An 18,967-nucleotide genomic window follows, 5' to 3' on the forward strand; every position below is an offset into this window, starting at 1 on the left:
CATGACCGCCGAACAGTCCCTCGCGTTTATAGTCATCGGCGCCATGATGGCATTCTTCATCTGGGGGCGGTTTCGATATGACGTGATTGCCTGTTCCGCCCTGATGCTTTCGGTCGCCGTTGGCATCGTGCCTTTCGATCACGCCTTTGATGGTTTCAGCGACGATATCGTCATCATCGTCGGTAGCGCCCTTATCGTCAGCGCCGGGGTGGCGCGCTCCGGTGTCGTGGATGCGGCGATCCAGCGGTTTCTGCCGAACATTTCCTCGGTCCGGGCGCAGCTTGCGCTGCTGGTCATCACGGTCACGGTGCTTTCCGCCTTCATCAAGAATATCGGCGCGCTGGCGATCATGATCCCGGTGGCGTTCCAGTTTGCCCGCCGTTCCGGCGTCCAGCCCTCGGTGTTCCTGATGCCGATGGCCTTCGGCTCGCTGATCGGCGGGCTGATGACCCAGGTCGGAACCTCGCCCAATATCGTCGTTTCGCGCGTGCGCCAGGAGTTGACGGGCGAGAGCTTCACCATGTTCGATTTCACCCCCGTCGGCGCCACGCTTGCTGCCGTCGGTGTCGTCTTCCTGCTGTTTGCCTACAAGCTGGTGCCGCAGCGCACGAGCCAGCATGTCTCGGTGCAGGCGGCGATCGAGATCACAGACTATACCTCGGAGGCGGTGGTTGCCGCCGGTACGCCCATGATCGGCAAGTCGCTGAGCCAACTCGTCAAGATTGCCGACGGCGGTGCCGTCGTCACCGCGATGTTCCGGCGCGGCCTGCATGTGGCGCCATTGCCTGACGTCAAGCTCGAGGCCGACGATATCCTGCTGCTCGAAGGCGGGCCGGATGCGCTCGATCGTATCGTCTCGCAGGCCAAGCTGAAGATCTCCGGCGACCGTTCGCCGTCATCCAGCGAAAAGACCGGCGCGGAGATCGAGGCGGTCGAGGCTGTGATCGGCGGCGGCTCGCCGCTCGAAGGCATGACCGCGCAGCGCCTGGCGCTGTTCAGCAACCACAACATCAACCTGCTTGCCGTCAGCCGGCAGGGCGAGCGGCTGAAGCAGCGGCTCGGCAACATTCGCTTAAGGGCCGGCGATATCGTCGTGCTGCAGGGCGCGCGCCGTGAACTGCCGTCGTTCCTGCAGGACTTCGGCTGCCTGCCGCTGGCGCAGCGCGAGATCCTGCTTGGCACCATCCGCAAGGCGACACTGCCGCTCCTCGTTCTTGCCGCCGCCATGGGCTCGACGGCCGTCGGCCTCGTGCCGATCCCGATCGCCTTCTTCGCCGCGGCCCTTGCCATGGTGATCTTCCGCATCATTCCGCTGCGCGACGTCTACCGGTCGGTCGACGGGCCGATTTTGGTGATGCTGGCAGCGCTGATCCCGGTCAGCGATTCGCTGCGCACGACAGGGGGCACCGACGTGATCGCCAGCTGGCTCGGCACGATTGCCGCGGGCCTGCCGCCGGCCGGGGCGCTGACGCTGATCCTGCTCGCCGCCATGGCAGTGACGCCGTTCCTCAACAATGCCGCGACCGTCCTGGTCATGGCGCCGATCGCCGCCAGTTTCGCGACCACGCTTGGCTACCGCCCCGAAGCCTTCCTGATGGCGGTTGCCATTGGCGCAGGCTGCGATTTCCTGACCCCGATCGGCCACCAGTGCAACACGCTGGTCATGGGCCCGGGCGGCTACAAGTTCAGCGACTATCCGCGCCTCGGCCTGCCGCTTTCGGTGGTGATTGTCATCGTCAGTGTGCCGGCGCTGATCGCCGTCTGGCCGCTGCGCTAATCGCCTTCCTAAAGGTAGTTGCTTCCTCTAACGGCAATCGGACCGGACCCCAGACGTCACTTCACAGCGACGACGACTTTCCCCTTGGCACGCCCCGTTTCGACATAGTCCAGCGCCTCGTTGGTCCTCTCGAACGGGAAGACCCGATCCACTACCGGTCGTATGGCACCTGTGTCGATCAGGGAGGTGATCTGACCAAGCTGCCCACCGTTGGCCGTCATGAAGTGGAAGGAGTAGCTGATCCTTCGGCGCTTCGATTTTCTCCTGATGCCGAAACTCAGCAGGCGCATGACCTGTTGAAGCAGCCAGCCAGAACCGTTCTGCCGCGCGAAGTCCGGATCGGGCGGACCGGAAATCGAAATCAGCTTCCCGCCCGGCTTCAGAACAGCAAGGGATTTCTCCAGCGTTTCCCTCCCTAGGCTGTTCAGCACGACGTCATAGCCCTGCAGCACTTTCTCGAAGTCATCCTTCTTGTAGTCGACGACGACGTCTGCGCCGAGACTTTTCACAAGAGCGATATTTGGTGTGCTCGTGGTCGTCGCCACATATGCCCCAAGATGCTTGGCAAGCTGGATCGCGATCGCGCCCACACCACCGGAGCCGGCATGGATCAGGACCTTCTGTCCCTTTTGCAAGTTGGCCCGCTCGACAAGCACCTGCCATGCTGTCAGGGCAACAAGCGGAATGGATGCGGCCTCGTTCATACTCAGATTGTTCGGCTTCATCGCTACATCGGCCTCGTCCATGGCGATGTACTCTGCAAATGTCCCGATGCGATCCTGGGCCGGGCGTGCATAGACCTCGTCACCAGGCTTAAATCGCCGGACATTGGCCCCGACCCTGACCACCACGCCCGCTACATCGTTGCCCAGCACCAGTGGAAGGCGGTAGGGAAGGATGACCTTGAACTCTCCGTCCCTGATCTTATTGTCCAAGGGGTTCACGCCGGCGGCATGAATCTCAACCATGACATCGTTCTCACGCAACTCCGGCTGTGGGCCTTCGCCGAGCCGGAGAGCGCCGCCTTTCAGATAGCGATCGATCAGGAATGATTTCATCAGACTAACTTTCGTTTCTATGGTGAGCCGGCAGCGCCAGCAGTGCGGCGGCGACAGCTCAATCGGGAAGTCTGCTGAACTTCCGAAGGTTCTTGTCGACGATGGACTCGGGCAGGAAGCGACGCATGAAACGGACTTGTCCTGCAGCTTTTCCGGCGGTGTAGCGTCGTTTGGGCGATGCCGCATTGGCGGCCCTTACGACGGCTTCGGCGACCACCTCGGGTGCATCGCCCTTCGCGACGATGTCGCGCATCAGCCTCTCCGCGTCGGCGCGAACCGTGTCGTAAACGGCAAGCGGGCGGTCCGGTCGCGTGATGTTCTCTTCGAAGGATGTGCGGGTTACGCCGGGCTCGACAAGCACGATGCGGATGCCTTGCGTTCGCACTTCGTGGTCAAGAGACTCCGAATAGCCTTCGATGGCATGTTTGGTCGATGCGTAGAGCGCATTGTAGGGGGCGGGGATCAGCCCGAGTATGGAGCTGAGGTTGACGATCCGTCCTCGATGCTGCGGTCTCATCGTGGGCAGCACCGCATTTGTCATGCGTATGATGCCGAACACGTTTACGTCGAAGACGGCTTTCGCCTGTTTCGTCGTGGATTCCTCAGCGCCGCCGAGCAGTCCGATCCCGGCATTGTTGACAAGAAGATCAATCCGTCCTGCGCGACTTAGAACCTCGTCGACGGTTGTCTGCACCGATGCGTCATCGGTTACATCGCAGATCAGCATCGTGATCCCGTCCGGGGTATCGGGCATCGGCTTTCGGCTGGTACCGAAGACACGGTAGCCATCGTGCCGCAGCGCTCGTGCTGTCACCAACCCAATGCCTGAGGAAGCGCCCGTGACCAGGGCAATGCCGCGTTCTGTCTTGCTCATCGGCTTGTGCTTTCATTTTATCATGGAATATCGCTGAACATTCAGTTACTATTAAATTAGTAGTTAGTCACTATCAAAAAGATACTAACATGAAAAATCTGTCGAGCCAGCCATGCCTGATCGCCAGGAGCCTTGCGCTTGTGGGGGATGCCTGGAGCATGCTGATCATGCGAGATGCCCATGCGGGCCTGACCCGCTTCGATGATTTCCGCAAAAGTCTTGGTATCGCGCCGACGATGCTGACGGGGCGGCTTTCAGCGCTGACGGAGGAGGGGCTGCTGGAGAAACGCCGCTATTCCGATCGTCCGCCACGAGACGAATATGTCCTGACCGAAGCTGGCCAAGACTTCCTGCCGGTTCTGTTTGCCATCGGCGCGTGGGGACGCAAGCATCGCGGCGGGGGCGAGGTAACCCGGTTCTTCGACGCCGAGACCGGAACGGAGATCGATCCCGTCACCATCGACCGGGCGACCGGCGCTCCAGTCGGGACACGTCCCATTCGTATCGCCGCACCGGAATGAGGCACCCCAGGCAGATGAAGTATCGCCTGACAACGCCTCTTGAAATCGCTTCCAGCACAGAGTTGCCGGTCCGTTGGTCGAGCAATGTCTTATGACCGTCGCCGGCAAACGCTGATGCCAGATTAATAGGTCCGGTTGACAGTCGCGATCGATCGTCCTGATGGCGTGAGAAGTGCTCTGCCAATGTGCGTCGCAGGCATCATTCGTTAGCTTGTGTTGTATTATGATATTACATAACAGATGAATATGAAAATATGCCGCATGTTGATATGCCAATGCCGCACCTTTGCGGTAAACGTCGGAAGCTGCTGGAACAATGACGGCCCGACTGCTTAGGTGGCAACGCCTTCCAGCGTCATGATCCGCGTCTTGGCGCAGCGCTCTCGGATCGCCTTGAGGCGTTGATACGCCGGCGAGTTGTACCACTCGAGCAAGGAGTGCATGTCCGGGAACTCGACAATGACGAGCCGGTGCGGCTCCCAGTCTCCCTCGAGCACCCGGGTAGCGCCCAAATATCGGCCACCATAGCGCGCCTCCGTTGCCGGCACTTCCCGTATGTATTCTTCAAAGGCCGCGGCATCGGTGACCTCGACATCCGCAATCAGATAGGCGGCCATGGCAGATCTCCTTTTCCACACAGGCGCCATCGAAGGATACGCCCGTTGGTCGGTGCGGGCGAGTTGGTCAACATATTTTTGTGTTGAATAATGTTATGTTATCACATAACAAATGCGCATGAAAAAATGCGACATGTTGATAGGCCAAGGCCGTGCTGTCGCGGCGGTTGTCACCTCCGCCGAAGTGTGCGACGAAGGCTTTGATGGTGCTGCAACCGCGACAATGCGGAAGCGGCTGAAAAGGGAACACGGAGCGGACGACCCAAATGGGGCCGAAACCGTGGCTGCCCCCGCAACTGTGAGCGGAAAGCGCATTCACACCATGTCACTGGCGATCAGCCGGGAAGACGTGGATGCGCCGCGACCCGCGAGCCAGGAGACCTGCCATCGAACCGATCAACCACAACGGACGGGGTGTTCCGATGGAAAAGAACTGGTTTTTGCGCGACGGTCATCCGTCATCATGCCGCGTTGCCACATTCTCTCCGGACCAATCCGGAGGAGAAGAGACATGGCCAATCCGGTTTCCCGACAGCACACGATAACGGTCTGCACCGATTGCCGTTTCACCGGCGGCCCATGCCGTCCGGGAGCGGATCTGATCCAGCGGCTGAACCGCAGTATTGCCGCGCTCGGCGAGCCGCTCGACCGGGATTTCTCCATTACTGGGACGGTCTGCATGGCCGCGTGTACCAGGCCTTGCACCATCGCTTTCCAGGCAACCGGCAAGGCGACCTACCTCTTTGGCGATATCTCGCCCGAGGAGGATATCGATGATCTCGTCTCGTTCGCGACCACCTATGCCGGAAGGGGCGATGGCATGACGCGGGCGGCCGAGAGGCCGCGCGGGCTCAACGGCAAGACGCTGGCGCGCATCCCGGCAGCGATGCTGGTCTCCGAAGACATCGGCTGGCATTTCCAATGATGGCGCGGGGAGGGACGAGCCGATGAGCTGCACCGCGACAGGGGCCGGGCTTCGGGTCCACGCCCTGGATTGGGGACCGCGCCCGGACCTGCGGCTGGTCCGCGAGATCGACTTTGCCATTGCGCCCGGCAGCCGGCTTGCCATTCTCGGGCCGAACGGTGCCGGCAAGACCTCGCTGCTGCGCTGCCTCTATCGCTCGGCCCAGCCGATAGCGGGCGCAATCGAGGTCGATGGCGTCGACATCTGGGCGATGACGGCGCGCGAGGCGGCAAAGATCATTGCCGTCGTGCTGCAGGAAATGCCGAGCGACTTTCCCTTCAGCGTGCGCGACGTGGTGATGATGGGCCGCATCCCCCGGCGTGAGGGCATGAGCGGCTGGACCGCGAGGGACCGCGAGACGGTTGCGCACGCGCTCGAGCATCTCGATCTCACCCACCTTGCCGGGCGGCAATTCGCGACGCTTTCGGGCGGCGAGAAGCAGCGGGTGCTGATCGCCCGGGCGCTTGCCCAGCAGCCGCGCATCATCATTCTCGACGAGCCGACAAACCATCTCGATATCCGCCACCAGCTCGAAATTCTCGAGTTGTTGCAGACGCTGCAGCTGACGATCGTCACCACGCTGCACGACATCAACCTGGCAGCCGAGTTCGCGACCGATGTGGCGATCCTGACGGAGGGACGCATGACGGCCTTCGGCCCGCCCGAAGACGTGCTCAACCCACAAGCGCTTTCCGCCGCCTTCGGCGTCACCGCCACTGCCCACAACAATGCCGTTTCGAGCGGCGCACGCTTTTCCTTTTCACTTGCTCGACAGGAACTGATTTCATGAAGACCTTCATTGCCCATTCCGCCTTTGCCCTGCTGGTTCTGGCGGCAACGCCGGCGCTCGCCTATCCCGTGACCGTCAAGAGCTGCAACCGCGAGGTGACCTTCGATTCAGCACCGAAGCGCGCCGTTTCCAACGACGTCAACCTCACTGAAATGATGCTGGCTCTGAAATTGCAGGACCGCATGGTCGGCTATACCGGCGTATCCGGCTGGAAGACGCTGGACGAAAAGCTGCGCGAAGGCGTCAAGGCGCTGCCGGAGCTTTCGGAAAAATATCCGACCAAGGAAGTGCTGCTCAATGCCGACGCCGACTTCTACTTCGCCGGCTGGAACTACGGCATGAAGGTCGGGGGCGAGGTGACGCCGGAAACGCTCGAACCCTTCAAGATCAACGTCTATGAGCTGACCGAATCCTGCATTCACGTCATGGCCAAGGGCAAGCCTGTCATGGACGACATGTTCGTCGATATCCTCAATCTCGGCCGCATCTTCGGCGTCGAGGATCGGGCGCAGGCGCTGGTCGACGGTTATCGCCGCGATCTCGACAAGATCACTGCAGACACCGGCGGCATCGAACGCCCGACCCGCGTCTTCGTCTATGATTCCGGCGAGGAGAAGCCGTTCACGTCAGGCCGGTTCGGTATCCCGACGGCAATGATCGAGGCGGCGGGCGGCGTCAACGTCATGGACGACATCGAGAAGAGCTGGACCGAGATTTCCTGGGAGCCGGTGATCGACAAGAACCCTGAGGTGGTGGTGATCGTCAACTATGGCGAGGTCACCGCCGAGCAGAAGATCGCCTTCATGAAGAGCAACCCCGCCTTCAAGAACATCGATGCCGTCAGGAATGACCGCTTCGTCGTGCTCGATTATGTCGAGGCGACACCGGGTCCACGCAACATCGATGCCATTGCGCGCCTTGCCAGGGCCTTTCACGGGCAGGCGATGTAACCGAGGCGGCCTGCGGGAGCATGCCGTTTCGCATGCTCCCGCCTTTCCATTCCAATAATTGACCAGGGACGGACTGTGAAAACCACGACCGCCATTCTCGCGGCGCTGCTGTTGCTGTGCCTGACGATCACTGCCGCCGTCTCATGGGGTTCAGCGCCCATCCCGGTCTCGACCGTCTGGTCGATCATCGCCTCGAAGCTGTCGCCCGGCAGCGTCGACGTCGTCTGGTCGGCGGGGCGCGAAAGCATTGTCTGGGACGTGCGCCTGCCGCGTGTCGTGCTTGCCGGGCTGGTTGGAGCCGGGCTGGCCTTGACCGGCGCCGTGCTGCAGGCGGTTACCCGCAATCCGCTTGCCGATCCGCATCTGCTCGGTGTGTCCTCCGGCGGCGCGCTCGGCGCGATCATCGCGCTACTGCACACCGGACTCATTCTCGGCCTTGCCACGGTGCCGCTGTTTGCCTTTGCCGGCGCGCTGGCTGCGACCGCACTTGTTGCGCTCGTGACAAGGGTGCTCGGCACCAATGCCGACCGGCTGGTGCTATCAGGCGTGGCCGTTGCCTTCACCTTGACGTCTGTCGGCAACCTGATGATTTTCCTCGGGGATCCAAGGGCGGTGCATACGGTGATTTTCTGGATGCTCGGCGGTCTCGGGCTCGCGCAATGGCCGCATCTTGTCTATCCCGCGGTGGTGCTGACAGCCTGCCTCGGCTACCTCGTGCTGAGGGCGCGCGAGATCAATGCGCTTGCCATGGGCGACGAGACGGCAACGACGCTCGGCATTCCCGTTCGCCGGTTCCGCCTCGTCCTCTTCGTCGTCACCGCACTTCTGACCGGGGTCATGGTCGCTTTTTCCGGCGCGATCGGCTTTGTCGGCCTGATGGTGCCGCATTTCGTGCGGCTGTTTGCCGGCAGCGACAATGTCCGGGTCATCCCGCTTTCGGCCTTCGTCGGGGCGCTGGTGCTGATCTGGGCGGACCTCTTTTCCCGCGTCGTCATGGCGCCCGAGGATATGCCGATCGGCGTCATCACCGGGCTTGTCGGCGGCATGGCTTTTATTGCCATTTTGAAGCGTCGCGCGTAAGCCAGCGGCATGGACACGGTGCGATTGCCGCCTATCTGATAGGTCGACCGTCCCCACGGCATGACATGAGGAGCGAATGACCCATCAAGCTGAGGCCTGCACCCCGGATGAAGTGCTGAAATTCTGGTTCGAGGAACTGTCGCTCGACCACTGGTTCAAGCCGTCGCGCGAGCTGGACGAACATTGCTTCCTGCGCTTCCAGGCGTCGCACCTCGCCCTTGCCAGGGAGATCGGCGACATCTGGCGGGCGACGCCGGAAAACCGGCTGGCGGCAATCGTGCTTCTCGATCAGTTGCCGCGCAACATGTATCGGGGGACGCCGCTTGCCTTTGCGACCGACGGCCTGGCGCTCCGGGAAGCCAAGCTCGCCGTCGGCGCCGGCGCCGACATGGCGGTCCGGCCGGAGTGGCGGGCGTTCTTCTACATGCCGTTCGAGCACTCGGAGAACCTGACGGATCAGACGATGGCGGTGAAGCTTTTCACCGAGCTCGGCGATCCCATGTATATCGATTATGCAATCCGGCACCGGGAGGTGATCGAGACCTATGGTCGCTTCCCGCACCGCAACGCCTTCGTCGGTCGGACGTCGACGGCGGCGGAACTGACCTATCTGGCGCAGCCGGGCGCAGGATTCTGACAGTTTTACGGGCTGTGAAGGCATGTTTTACCGTGTCTTTGCATCTTTCCGCCGTCTTTCGTATTCAAACCGCATTGTGACGGCTGCCGGGGCGATTCCGCATCCGGGCGAGGTCTGGGCTTCCGAGGGTTTTGAAATTGCATTTCGTGGCAAAGTTGTTCGCTGTTTCTGTCTGCCTGCTGTCGCTGGCCGGTGCCGGCACTGTCGTGGCGCAAAACGCCCAACCGGTGCAGACGACGACGCAACCCGGCGAGAAGCCCGCTCAAGCTCCGGCAGTGCCTGCCGAGGGCGGCGCGCAGCCTGCCCAGAACACACAACCGGCCGCCGACGGCAAGGCGCAGCCGGCAGCGAACGTGCAGCAGCCTGCAGCGGGTGCTGCCCAACCGGCGCAAAACGCCGCGACGCCAGCGCAGCCGACCGACGCAGCCGTTGCTGCCGAAGCCGGCCAGAGCCAGACGGCGGAGCAACTGGCTCACGCCGGCAAGGAACTGGCGCGGCTGAGGGACCTCATTGCCAAGGCCAGTGACGACGACATTGCGCTTGCCGAGCTCAAGGTGCAGGTCGATGCCGTCGCCAAGCAGATCATCTCGACCTCGATCGCCACGCGTCCGCGGCTGGACGAGATCAAGGCGCGGCTGACCGAACTCGGCGATCCACCGGGCGCGGGGCAGCCACCGGAAGCCGATATCGTCACGGCCGAGCGCAAGCGGCTGCTTGCCGAACGCGGCGAGATCAATGCGCTGACGGGGGAGGCCGAGGGCCTTTCGGTCCAGGCGACGAAACTGTCGAACGGCATCACGGCGACGCGACGCGCGCTGTTTTCCAACACGCTGTTGAAGAACACCGACGTTTCGGTCGAAATGTTCGACGAGGCGCTGTCGGCAACGGCCAATGAAACCAAGGTGCTGTCGCGCAGCACGATGAGCTGGCTGACCTTCGTCTGGAAATACAAGCGGATTCCCTTGCTGACCGCGATCTTCCTGTCGATCTGTGCCGCACTCGTCTTCCTCGTCGGCAGTAACAAGCTGTTTTCACCCTATATCCACCACGACAAGTCGGACGAGGAGCCGAGCTATTTCCGGCGTCTGTCGGTTGCCTTCTGGTCGACATTCATTCCGACCATTTCGACAGGCGCCTTTGCGCTGTCGAGCTTCTTCTTCCTGCACAGTTTCAACGTGCTGCGTTCGGATATCACGCCGATCATCGCGATTGCGCTTGCGGTCACGGTGGTCGGGTTCTTCGTGACCACGCTCGCCAATGCGGTGCTGTCGCCGTCGGACTCGCGCTGGCGCCTCGTGCGCGTGTCGGATCGCGGCGCCAAGGTGCTTTTGGTCACCATCTTCGCCATGGCGCTGGTCAACGGCCTTGACTACATGTTCGGCGGCGTCAGCGAAGCGCTCGGCTCGCCGGTCGTGCTGACGGTGGTGAAGAGCTTCACCGCCTCTGTCATCATCGGTCTGATCATCATTGCTTCGGCCTGGATCAAGCCGACGCTCAAGCACGATGAGCCTTTCGATGCGCCGGGTCGCCCGTGGCCGCGCCTGGTCTCCATCGTTCTGATCCTGACTGGCGCGTCGCTCATCATCGCCGCCGCTACCGGCTATGTCGGCCTGTCCCGCTTCATCGCCACGCAGATCATCATTACAGGCGCGATCCTGGTGATGATGTATATCGGCTTCCTCACCGGCAAGGCGGTCTCGCGCCAGGGGGCGTTCGCCGAAACGGCAGCCGGGCGCTATCTCGAGCGCCGCTTCAAACTTGAACAGGTCGGGCTCGATCAGGTGGGCCTGGTGGCAGGCCTCAGCATTTACGCGCTGGTGACCCTGTTCTTCATTCCGCTGATCCTGCTGCAATGGGGCTTCCAGGTCGCCGACATCGAATCCTGGACCTATCGCGCCATCACCGAGATCAAGATCGGCACCATCACCATCTCGCTCATGGGCATCATGGCGGGCATCCTGTTCTTCATTCTTGGTTACATCGTCACCCGCTGGGTGCAGCGCTGGATCGACGGCAACATCATGGCGCGCAGCCGGGTGGATGCGGGCGTCAGAAACTCTATCCGCACCGGCATCGGCTATATCGGCGTTGGGCTCGCGTGCCTGATCGGCCTTTCGGCTGCCGGTATCGACCTTTCCAATCTCGCGCTCGTCGCCGGTGCCCTCTCGCTCGGCGTCGGTTTCGGTCTGCAGAACATCGTTTCGAACTTCGTCTCGGGCCTCATTCTCCTGGTCGAGCGTCCGTTCAAGGTCGGCGACTGGATCGTCAGCGGCACGACGGAAGGCTTCGTCAAGCGCATCTCGGTGCGCGCCACCGAGATCGAGACCTTCCAGCACCAGTCGATCATGATGCCGAACTCGCTGCTGATCAACGCGTCGGTCGGCAACTGGACGCACCGCAACAAGCTCGGCCGTTCGGAAATCGCCGTCACCGTCACCTATGCCAGCGAGCCCCGGCGGATCATGGATCTCTTGGCCGAGATTGCCGCCGCCCATCCGATGGTGCTGAAGAACCCGTCGCCAAGCGTCGGCTTCACCTCCTTTGGCGATGACCGCATGACCTTCGAACTCCGGATCTACGTGGCCGATGTGTTGACCGGCGGCGGCGTGCGCAACGATCTGCGTGTGGCCATCTACGAGCGCTTCCGCGACGAGGGCATCGGTGCACCGTTCCCCTTGAAGATCGAGGACGTGCCGATCGAAGATCAGACCGGCATCGAGAGCCACGAGCCGGAAACCGTCGGCGAGCCAAAGGGCGCAACGTCGGCCGAGGCGAGGGCCACAGCCTCGAAAAAGGAAACCGCTTCCGCGGCGCCGCTTGACGAGGAAAATGAAGAGGAAGGCGGCAAGCGCCGCGCTTCCAGCCGCCGCTCAAACCCCAACCGCTGATAAACGGAGCGTTCAGCCGCTATTCAGCCTGCCCGCGATAAAAAGCATGCAATTCTTCTTTTGACGGTCTAGGCTGTCATGGGCTGAAGAGGTGGCCGGAGCCACCGTCGCTTATCCGACGGGGCGGACGGCTGTGCAAAAGGGCGGCGCCGCGGGCGTCGATGGGCGATGAAGACATTTGTGATTGCTTTGCTTTCCGGCGTGCTGGCGGCAGGGGCGGTTTCGGCCGCGACTGTCACGAACAAGGATGGCGAGACTGCTGTTCTGGTTGTCGTCGAGGGCGAAAGCCGCATGGAAGTGGCGATCAGCGCCGGCGCCACCGAGATGATCTGCCCCAGCGGCTGCTTCGTCACCACGCCGAGCGGCGACCGTATCGGCCTGCAGGGCGACGAGAATGTCGAGATCGTCAACGGTTCGGCGATCGTCAAGTAAGCGCAGCTCTTCAAACGGAATTCGAAACGGCGTCGGGATCACCCGGCGCCGTTTTCCGTTTCACGACATCGCGCCAGATGCATCGGTGCGCGACCTCGCCGGCAAAAGCGGCCTGCGCGCAGCCCTAAACCGAAGGGGTGAGGACGCGCTAATCCCATTTGGCAATTGAATGAAATGCGGCGATCGCCCGTTATTCCAGAGACGAAGCGTCCACAAGGTTTCGCGCAGACCGGGTGACGCAAGGGCGGGTCGGCGGCATTGACAGGGCCGGCAATGGATCGCACCCTTGCGACAACAGGCGCTGTGCGGCGGCGGGGCAGGCGAGTTAAGACAGCGCCGCGCGTCTTATCAGACGCGCAAAGGTCGCTGTAGCGCTTTGAATTGCTGCAGGTTTTATCCCTAAATCGACAACGATTTAAGGACACGTGCAGCGGGGGGCATGCATGGGCATGCCCGGGGGGTATGGCATGCATTGGCTTCGCATCGTCATCGCGGTCTTCCTGGTGCTGATATGTTCGCAGGCGCTTGCCGAAAGGCGGGTGGCGCTGGTCATCGGTAACTCGGCCTACCAATATGTGCCAGAGCTTCCCAACCCCGACAACGACGCAGGCGACATGGCCGCCAAGCTTGAAGCGCTGGGATTCGAGGTCGTCGTCGGTCGCGATCTTGATCTTGCCGGCGTGCGCAACACGATCCGCGACTTCGTCGGCAAGCTCGACGGTGCGGACCTCGCGCTGTTCTACTATGCCGGCCACGGCCTGCAGGTGAACGGCGAGAACTATATCGCTCCCATCGACGCCAAGCTTCTCTCCTATATCGACCTTGAATTCGAGGCGGTACCGATGAACCTGATCCTTTCGGCGATGGAGCGCGAGACGCGGGTCAATCTGGTGTTCCTCGATGCCTGCCGCGACAATCCGCTGGCAGTCAATCTTGCCCGCTCGATGGGCACGCGCTCCAGCTCGATCGGCCGGGGGCTGGCGAAGGTCGGTACCGGCATCGGCTCGCTGATCGCCTTTGCCACCCAGCCCGGCAACGTTGCGCTCGACGGCGCCGGGCGCAACTCACCGTTCACGGCGGCGCTGCTGCGCCACCTCGGCAAGCCCGGACGCGACATCACCCGTGAGCTGATCGACGTGCGCCGTGACGTGCTGGAGGCGACCGATGGCAAGCAGGTGCCCTGGGACAATTCCTCGCTGACCGGCGAGGTGGTGCTGAAGCCATCGACATCGACGGAGCCTGCGGCGTCGGCCGGCGGCGACAAGGGCGACAACGCCGCCGAGCTTGCCTATTGGGACACGATCAAGGGATCGAGCGACCGAGACCTGTTCGACGCCTATCTGCAGCAATATCCTGGTGGTGCCTTCGTCTCGCTGGCGAAGGCGAAAATCAGGATCATCGAGCGTGCGGCGGCCGACGTTGCGGCTGCGCAGCTGGAAGCCGAGGGGGCGAAACAGCAAGCACCGCCTGTCGGGGGGCTGCCCACCGCAACGGAGCAGGTGGCTGCATTGACCCAGCCGCTGGCCAACCAAACCCCGACGCTTGAAACCGCCTCGCCCGACCGGGAGCTGGTGCGCTCGATCCAGAAGGAGTTGAACCGCGTCGGCTGCCGCGCCGGCAGCGAAGACGGGCTCTGGGGTCTCGGAAGCCGCAGGGCGCTGGAGCAGTTCGCCAAACTGATCAAGGTCGAGCTTGCGGCCCTTGAGCCGTCTGATGGCGTGCTGGAACGATTGCGGTCGCAGAAGGCGCGGATCTGCCCGCTCGTCTGCGCCCAGAACCAGCAGCTGAAGAGCGGCCGCTGCGTCGATATCAAGCGCGAGGCGAAGCTGCCGGAGCCGGCGAAGACGCGCAGCACCGACGAGACGCCGACCAGGAAAGCGCCATCGAACACCATTACGGCGCCTGACGACGCCAAGAAAAAGAGTTTTGCCAACTGCCCGGCCAGTGCCCAGCTCGCAGCCCGCCAGACCCTGGAGCGCGGCACGGGGCGCGGACGCACGATGAGATCCGCCATGCATTCCTGCGGCCGCACCTTCGTGTGCCACCGCGCCGCCCGCGGGCAGCCCTGGGACTGCAGCTGGCGGTGACAGGGCCGCGGCATGGCGACCGACCGGAACGGCGTCGCGGCCACACAACAGCGTGATCTTCGGACCCAGATGGAGGATAGTCAGCATGAGCCAAGCGATCCGCGCACTGCAACCGGGCGAGCCTGCTCCGGCCTTCTCGCTACCCGCCGCCAACGTCGGGGGCGTGGTTTCGCTCGCGGACCTGCGCGGACGCCCGTTTCTGATCGGGCTGTTTCGCGGCCTGCATTGCCCGTTCTGCCGGCGCCAGCTGCGGCAATTTTCCGCGCTCCAGCCCGCCTTGCGCGAGGCGGGCGTCGAGACACTGGCCGTGATCAACACGCCGCTCGAGCGGGCAAGGCTCTATCTCCAGTTTCAGCCGACGCCGGTGACGGTGTTGTGCGATCCGGAGTGCCGCACGCATCGTGACTTCGGCGTGCCGCGCGTGGTCTTCGCCCCGGCCGACGGTGAGGAAAAGAAGCAATGGCCCTTTCACGCCAGCTTCGAACAGTTTGCCGCAGCGCGCATCAATCCGAACGACGAGATGGCCGAGCCGGCACACCCGATGGAGGCCAATACCGTGCTCAACACCAAGGATGGCTTCGAGCTGAATGACGTCGACCGGTCCATCTTCGAGAACCATGGCACCCAGCTTGTCGGCCATTTCCTTGTCGATGGGTCAGGCCATATTGCCTGGGCCGAGGTCGAGGCACGCAACGGCCCCGAGGGCCTTGGAACCTTGCCGACCGCCGAGCAGATCATTGCCGCCGCAGGAGATGTGGCGGTTTCCTCCGCCAACCAGGGGCCGCGATGATGGATGCTGCCGTGGCGAAATCAACCGCGCTCCTGCATGCGTGATGTTTCAGTCGCGCCGAAGACCGAAGCTTGTTGTTGCGCCGCGCTGGGGCTGGCCTGTCTCGGCCGGTCCGCCCGTGTGTTTTCGGCTGGCGTAGATGAGATAGACCGAGGCAGCGATGAACAGCGACAGCGGCAGGCCGGGATAAAGGGTGAAACGGTGCAGGTAGACCTTGGCCCAGGTCAGCGCACCGTAGAGACCAAAGCCATGCAGGCCAAAGAAAAATGGCCACAGCATTATCGCAAGCCCGAGCAGGCCGTACGCCATCATGAGAACGAGCAGGGTGGACCAGACGCGATACGCGGCGGCGTGGCCCTCGTTCATCGGACCGCTTGGTGCGCGTGCAAGACTCAGCGTGATGATGGCAATGACCGCGCTCAGGAGCGAAGTGGGTAATTGCGGGCCGGCGAAGCCGAAAAAGAAAGCGACGCCCCAGTGCGCCCCGAAAATGAGCGCAAAGGGAAGATCGGACAGGGCAAGCAGGACGATGTAGATGCCGATCTTGCCCGGCATGCCGACTACCTTGCTCCGGGCGATCGAGATGCGTGCAAGCGACGCTGCGAAGGTCAGGTAGATGATCGGCTTCAAATAGACGCCAAGCACCACGGCGAAGGCGCCGGCAGCATCAGTTCTGGCGGCGCCGCTCATATGGACCAGGGCATACACGATAAACGGAAATGCCAGGGTGACGACGACGAAAAGGCCAAAACGCCATGCCCATGCCCGCGCGTAGGCTCCGCCGCTAATGACGTTTTCCACGATGTCTCTCCCGATTGCTCGTGCTTGTCGCCACGTTTGGCGATAGGTCGTTAAAGTTCTGCTCGGTAGAACAATGCAACTTTAGGGATTGTCTCCTTTGGCGGTGGTAATTGCGAACGCGGGCAGTTCCCGCGGTCGGCGCTCCCAGCCCCATCCGCGTCGTCGGGACCACGCCGCGTGTCCGGCTCGCCCGGCCGTGGTCGCATTTCGGGGCTTGATTTTGTCGCCGCAATCGTAACCATCCGGCGACCGTCAAACACCTGATGTCGCCAGAGGATGCGCCCCATGAAACTGCAGCTGATCCGCAACGCCACCTTGAAGCTCGACTATGCCGGCCGCACGGTGCTGATCGATCCCTATCTGGCGCCGAAACACAGCCTGCCGTCCTTTGCCAACCGGTCCGAGAACCCGATGGTCGAGCTGCCGGTGTCGATCGAGGCGATCCTTGATGGCGTGGAACTGGTCATCGTTTCGCACCTGCATTCCGACCATTTCGACGATGTGGCCAAGGAACGGCTGCCGAAGCATCTGCCGATCTTCTGTCAGCCTGGCGATGAAGGCGAGATCCGCGCCGCGGGCTTTACCGACGTGATCCCGCTTGTCGACCGCGCCAGCTGGCAGGGGCTGACGCTGACGCGGCGCGAAGGCAGCCACGGCCTTGGGGCCGTCGTCGAGCTGATGGGCTCGGTCATGGGCTTCACGCTTGAAGCTGCGGGCGAACCGTCGATCTACTGGGCCGGCGACACCGTGCTCTATCCGCCGGTGGCAAGCGTGATCGCCGAGACGAAGCCCGACATCATCGTCACCCATTCCTGCGGTGCCCGCTGGGACGGCGACCTCATCGTCATGGATGCGCAGGAAACCGTTGCCGTCTGCGAAACATCCGGCGATGCCGTGGTCGTCGCCACGCATATGGAGGCGCTCGACCACGCCACGATCACCCGGCATGACCTGCGCGAAGCTGCTGATAACAGCGGGATTTCGGCGATGAAGCTGCGAATCCCGGCCGATGGTGATGTCCTGGTTCTTGAAGGGGCTGCGACATAATTTCGAGCGCGGGCGCCATCGCGAGTCATGCTGGCCCTCAGCGGAAAGGCGGCTCTCGCATTCGCAGACGGCTGCCGCCGTCTAACTCCGCTCTCGCGTCTGCATTTACAGTAACGCACTTACGTCTGCGATCGATTCGGACAATGCTGTAGCTCCACGGCCAATTGGCAGGAGGGCAGCATGAGGCGGTTGTTTTTTGCGGCGATGGCTCTGGCGGCGATGTCGTCGGCCGCCGCAGCACTTTCACCCGATGAACTCGCACGGCGGACGATCGAGCGTCGTGCGGTGGAGGCAGTGATCTGGGGCATGCCAGCGGTCAATTATGATCTGATGCTCCAGGAAATGCTCACCAAGACCAAGGGCAAGGTCAACGAGATCGTCTACTGGTCCCGTCCGCTCGATTGGCAAAATCAGACGCTGACGCCCAACCCGGATGCGATCTATCTGATGACCTTCACCGATACCCGTGATGTCGGGCCGGTGGTCATCGAGGTGCCCCCTGCCGAGGGTGGATCGATCAACGGCAACATTGTCGATGTGTGGCAGATGCCCCTGGAGGATGCCGGTCCGTCCGGCGCCGACCAGGGCGAGGGCGGAAAGTACCTCGTTCTGCCGCCGGGCTATGTCGGGACGATCCCCGAAGGCTACATACCACTGAAGTCGAATACCTATGGCGGTTATGCGCTGTTGCGGTCCAACCTCGCCAGCCACGCCGACGCTGATATCGAAAAGTCCGTGGCCTACGCCAAGAGGCTGAAGGTCTATCCGCTGTCCCAGGCGGCATCTCCGCCGGAGACGGTGTTTACCGATGCCAGGGACGTGCTGTTCGACAGTACCATCCGCTACGATGTCAGCTTCTTCCAGTCGCTCGATCGCATTGTCCAGAGCGAACCATGGCTGGCGCGGGACCGGGCGATGATCGATCAGCTGCGGTCTCTCGGCATCGAGAAGGGAAAGCCGTTCAGGCCGGAAGCCACGACCACCGAGGCGCTCGCGGTAGGAATAGAGGAGGCCCGCGAATGGCTCGAGTTGAAATACGATGCCGGCTTGAAACCCTTCTATGACAAAGGACGCTGGAATTTCCCGGCCGACCCGGAGCTCGTCAAGGCGGCGCAGGCGTCGTACGATGAGCCGGATGCCTATCCCGTCGATATTCGCGGCGTCACCTACAGCTATGCCTATGTCGGCATCAAGCGCCTGGGGGCGGGGCAGTTCTACCTTATTGCCATCAAGGACAAGGACGGCCAGGCTTTCGAGGGGTCGAAGACCTACCGGCTGACGGTACCGGCCAATGTCCCGGTCGAGCAATACTGGTCGCTGACCGCCTACGATCGCCAGACCCACGCGCTGATCCGCAATATGCCGCACGCCAGCCGTTCCTCGCAGGTCGCCGAACTGCAGAAGAATGCCGACGGCTCGGTCGATATCTACCTTGGTCCGAAAGCTCCTGATGGAAAAGAGTCGAATTGGATCCCGACCGATTCGCAGCGCGACTTCGAACTTATGTTCCGCCTCTACGCGCCGACAAAGGCCTTGTTCGAAAAGACGTGGGTGCTGCCGGACGTCGAGCCGGTACGCGAATGATCCGGGATCGGTAACCGGGGCAGCCGTCATGTGGCTGCGCGTCGTGTGCCCCTTGCGGTGGAGAACTCGC

General features: G+C 62.5%; 17 protein-coding genes and 1 riboswitch. Of the genes, 13 read left to right on the forward strand and 4 right to left on the reverse strand.

Annotated features, from left to right (window positions below; translation table 11 throughout):
* Nucleotide 1 precedes the first annotated feature (1 nt).
* Nucleotides 2-1,777, forward strand: coding sequence for an SLC13 family permease (locus ASD03_RS15195; protein ID WP_025427450.1), 1,776 nt, complete (start codon nt 2-4; stop codon nt 1,775-1,777).
* A gap of 56 nt (nt 1,778-1,833) precedes the next feature.
* Here ASD03_RS15195 and ASD03_RS15200 read toward each other — a convergent pair whose 3' ends face one another.
* The gene (locus ASD03_RS15200) at nt 1,834-2,835 is read right to left on the reverse strand and encodes an NADP-dependent oxidoreductase (protein WP_025427449.1); all 1,002 of its coding nucleotides are present in this window, start codon (nt 2,833-2,835) and stop codon (nt 1,834-1,836) included.
* A gap of 58 nt (nt 2,836-2,893) precedes the next feature.
* Complete coding sequence (locus ASD03_RS15205) at nt 2,894-3,709, reverse strand: oxidoreductase (protein WP_057214258.1); 816 nt, start codon at nt 3,707-3,709, stop codon at nt 2,894-2,896.
* An 89-nt stretch (nt 3,710-3,798) separates the two neighbouring features.
* On the opposite strand from ASD03_RS15205, the gene ASD03_RS15210 reads away from it, so the two are divergent.
* Nucleotides 3,799-4,230 (forward strand): helix-turn-helix domain-containing protein, encoded by a 432-nt coding sequence (locus ASD03_RS15210; protein WP_025427447.1) that lies wholly within the window; start codon nt 3,799-3,801, stop codon nt 4,228-4,230.
* Nucleotides 4,231-4,562: 332 nt separating this feature from the next.
* Here the strand turns inward: ASD03_RS15210 and ASD03_RS15215 are convergent, their stop codons facing one another.
* Nucleotides 4,563-4,847, reverse strand: coding sequence for a DUF1330 domain-containing protein (locus tag ASD03_RS15215; RefSeq protein WP_057214261.1), 285 nt, complete (start codon nt 4,845-4,847; stop codon nt 4,563-4,565).
* Nucleotides 4,848-5,034: 187 nt separating this feature from the next.
* A riboswitch (cobalamin riboswitch) is annotated at nt 5,035-5,251 on the forward strand.
* Nucleotides 5,252-5,358: 107 nt separating this feature from the next.
* Here ASD03_RS15215 and ASD03_RS15220 point away from each other — a divergent pair.
* The 9 genes from ASD03_RS15220 (at nt 5,359) to ASD03_RS15260 (ending at nt 15,465) form a co-directional block, all read left to right on the forward strand.
* Complete coding sequence (locus tag ASD03_RS15220; protein ID WP_025427445.1) at nt 5,359-5,772, forward strand: DUF1636 domain-containing protein; 414 nt, start codon at nt 5,359-5,361, stop codon at nt 5,770-5,772.
* A 22-nt stretch (nt 5,773-5,794) separates the two neighbouring features.
* On the forward strand, nt 5,795-6,601 hold the full coding sequence (locus ASD03_RS15225) for an ABC transporter ATP-binding protein (protein ID WP_025427444.1): 807 nt from the start codon (nt 5,795-5,797) through the stop codon (nt 6,599-6,601).
* Nucleotides 6,598-7,551: an ABC transporter substrate-binding protein gene (locus tag ASD03_RS15230; protein ID WP_025427443.1), complete on the forward strand. Its 954-nt coding sequence runs from the start codon at nt 6,598-6,600 to the stop codon at nt 7,549-7,551. Before ASD03_RS15225 ends, ASD03_RS15230 begins: the two co-directional genes overlap by 4 nt.
* Before the next feature lie 75 nt (nt 7,552-7,626).
* A complete protein-coding gene (locus tag ASD03_RS15235) occupies nt 7,627-8,631 on the forward strand; it encodes an iron ABC transporter permease (RefSeq protein WP_239637572.1) in 1,005 nt (334 codons plus the stop codon).
* Nucleotides 8,632-8,707: 76 nt separating this feature from the next.
* Entirely contained in the window at nt 8,708-9,268 is a 561-nt protein-coding gene (locus tag ASD03_RS15240) for a DUF924 family protein (protein WP_025427441.1), read from the forward strand.
* A 131-nt stretch (nt 9,269-9,399) separates the two neighbouring features.
* Nucleotides 9,400-12,156 (forward strand): mechanosensitive ion channel domain-containing protein, encoded by a 2,757-nt coding sequence (locus tag ASD03_RS15245; protein ID WP_063963245.1) that lies wholly within the window; start codon nt 9,400-9,402, stop codon nt 12,154-12,156.
* A 168-nt stretch (nt 12,157-12,324) separates the two neighbouring features.
* Nucleotides 12,325-12,588, forward strand: coding sequence for a hypothetical protein (locus ASD03_RS15250; protein ID WP_025427439.1), 264 nt, complete (start codon nt 12,325-12,327; stop codon nt 12,586-12,588).
* A gap of 467 nt (nt 12,589-13,055) precedes the next feature.
* The gene (locus ASD03_RS15255) at nt 13,056-14,675 is read left to right on the forward strand and encodes a caspase domain-containing protein (RefSeq protein ID WP_025427438.1); all 1,620 of its coding nucleotides are present in this window, start codon (nt 13,056-13,058) and stop codon (nt 14,673-14,675) included.
* 85 nt (nt 14,676-14,760) lie between these two features.
* Entirely contained in the window at nt 14,761-15,465 is a 705-nt protein-coding gene (locus ASD03_RS15260) for a peroxiredoxin-like family protein (RefSeq protein ID WP_025427437.1), read from the forward strand.
* 48 nt (nt 15,466-15,513) lie between these two features.
* Here the strand turns inward: ASD03_RS15260 and ASD03_RS15265 are convergent, their stop codons facing one another.
* Complete coding sequence (locus ASD03_RS15265; protein WP_057206249.1) at nt 15,514-16,266, reverse strand: hypothetical protein; 753 nt, start codon at nt 16,264-16,266, stop codon at nt 15,514-15,516.
* 285 nt (nt 16,267-16,551) lie between these two features.
* Between ASD03_RS15265 and ASD03_RS15270 the strand changes: the two genes are divergently transcribed.
* The gene (locus tag ASD03_RS15270) at nt 16,552-17,313 is read left to right on the forward strand and encodes an MBL fold metallo-hydrolase (RefSeq protein ID WP_025427435.1); all 762 of its coding nucleotides are present in this window, start codon (nt 16,552-16,554) and stop codon (nt 17,311-17,313) included.
* A gap of 180 nt (nt 17,314-17,493) precedes the next feature.
* On the forward strand, nt 17,494-18,897 hold the full coding sequence (locus ASD03_RS15275) for a DUF1254 domain-containing protein (protein WP_025427434.1): 1,404 nt from the start codon (nt 17,494-17,496) through the stop codon (nt 18,895-18,897).
* The last annotated feature ends 70 nt before the right edge of the window (nt 18,898-18,967 follow it).

This window comes from Ensifer sp. Root127 (genome assembly GCF_001425225.1).
Classification (GTDB): Bacteria; Pseudomonadota; Alphaproteobacteria; order Rhizobiales; family Rhizobiaceae; genus Ensifer; species Ensifer canadensis.

What these genes read in the sequence shown, in the direction of transcription:
- ASD03_RS15200 (WP_025427449.1), bottom strand. Translation starts at nt 2,835, where the DNA reads ATGAAATCATTCCTGATCGATCGCTATCTGAAAGGCGGCGCTCTCCGG.
- ASD03_RS15270 (WP_025427435.1), top strand. Translation starts at nt 16,552, where the DNA reads ATGAAACTGCAGCTGATCCGCAACGCCACCTTGAAGCTCGACTATGCC.
- ASD03_RS15260 (WP_025427437.1), top strand. Translation starts at nt 14,761, where the DNA reads ATGAGCCAAGCGATCCGCGCACTGCAACCGGGCGAGCCTGCTCCGGCC.
- ASD03_RS15205 (WP_057214258.1), bottom strand. Translation starts at nt 3,709, where the DNA reads ATGAGCAAGACAGAACGCGGCATTGCCCTGGTCACGGGCGCTTCCTCA.
- ASD03_RS15210 (WP_025427447.1), top strand. Translation starts at nt 3,799, where the DNA reads ATGAAAAATCTGTCGAGCCAGCCATGCCTGATCGCCAGGAGCCTTGCG.
- ASD03_RS15225 (WP_025427444.1), top strand. Translation starts at nt 5,795, where the DNA reads ATGAGCTGCACCGCGACAGGGGCCGGGCTTCGGGTCCACGCCCTGGAT.
- ASD03_RS15230 (WP_025427443.1), top strand. Translation starts at nt 6,598, where the DNA reads ATGAAGACCTTCATTGCCCATTCCGCCTTTGCCCTGCTGGTTCTGGCG.
- ASD03_RS15195 (WP_025427450.1), top strand. Translation starts at nt 2, where the DNA reads ATGACCGCCGAACAGTCCCTCGCGTTTATAGTCATCGGCGCCATGATG.
- ASD03_RS15240 (WP_025427441.1), top strand. Translation starts at nt 8,708, where the DNA reads ATGACCCATCAAGCTGAGGCCTGCACCCCGGATGAAGTGCTGAAATTC.
- ASD03_RS15215 (WP_057214261.1), bottom strand. Translation starts at nt 4,847, where the DNA reads ATGGCCGCCTATCTGATTGCGGATGTCGAGGTCACCGATGCCGCGGCC.
- ASD03_RS15255 (WP_025427438.1), top strand. Translation starts at nt 13,056, where the DNA reads ATGCATTGGCTTCGCATCGTCATCGCGGTCTTCCTGGTGCTGATATGT.
- ASD03_RS15250 (WP_025427439.1), top strand. Translation starts at nt 12,325, where the DNA reads ATGAAGACATTTGTGATTGCTTTGCTTTCCGGCGTGCTGGCGGCAGGG.
- ASD03_RS15220 (WP_025427445.1), top strand. Translation starts at nt 5,359, where the DNA reads ATGGCCAATCCGGTTTCCCGACAGCACACGATAACGGTCTGCACCGAT.
- ASD03_RS15275 (WP_025427434.1), top strand. Translation starts at nt 17,494, where the DNA reads ATGAGGCGGTTGTTTTTTGCGGCGATGGCTCTGGCGGCGATGTCGTCG.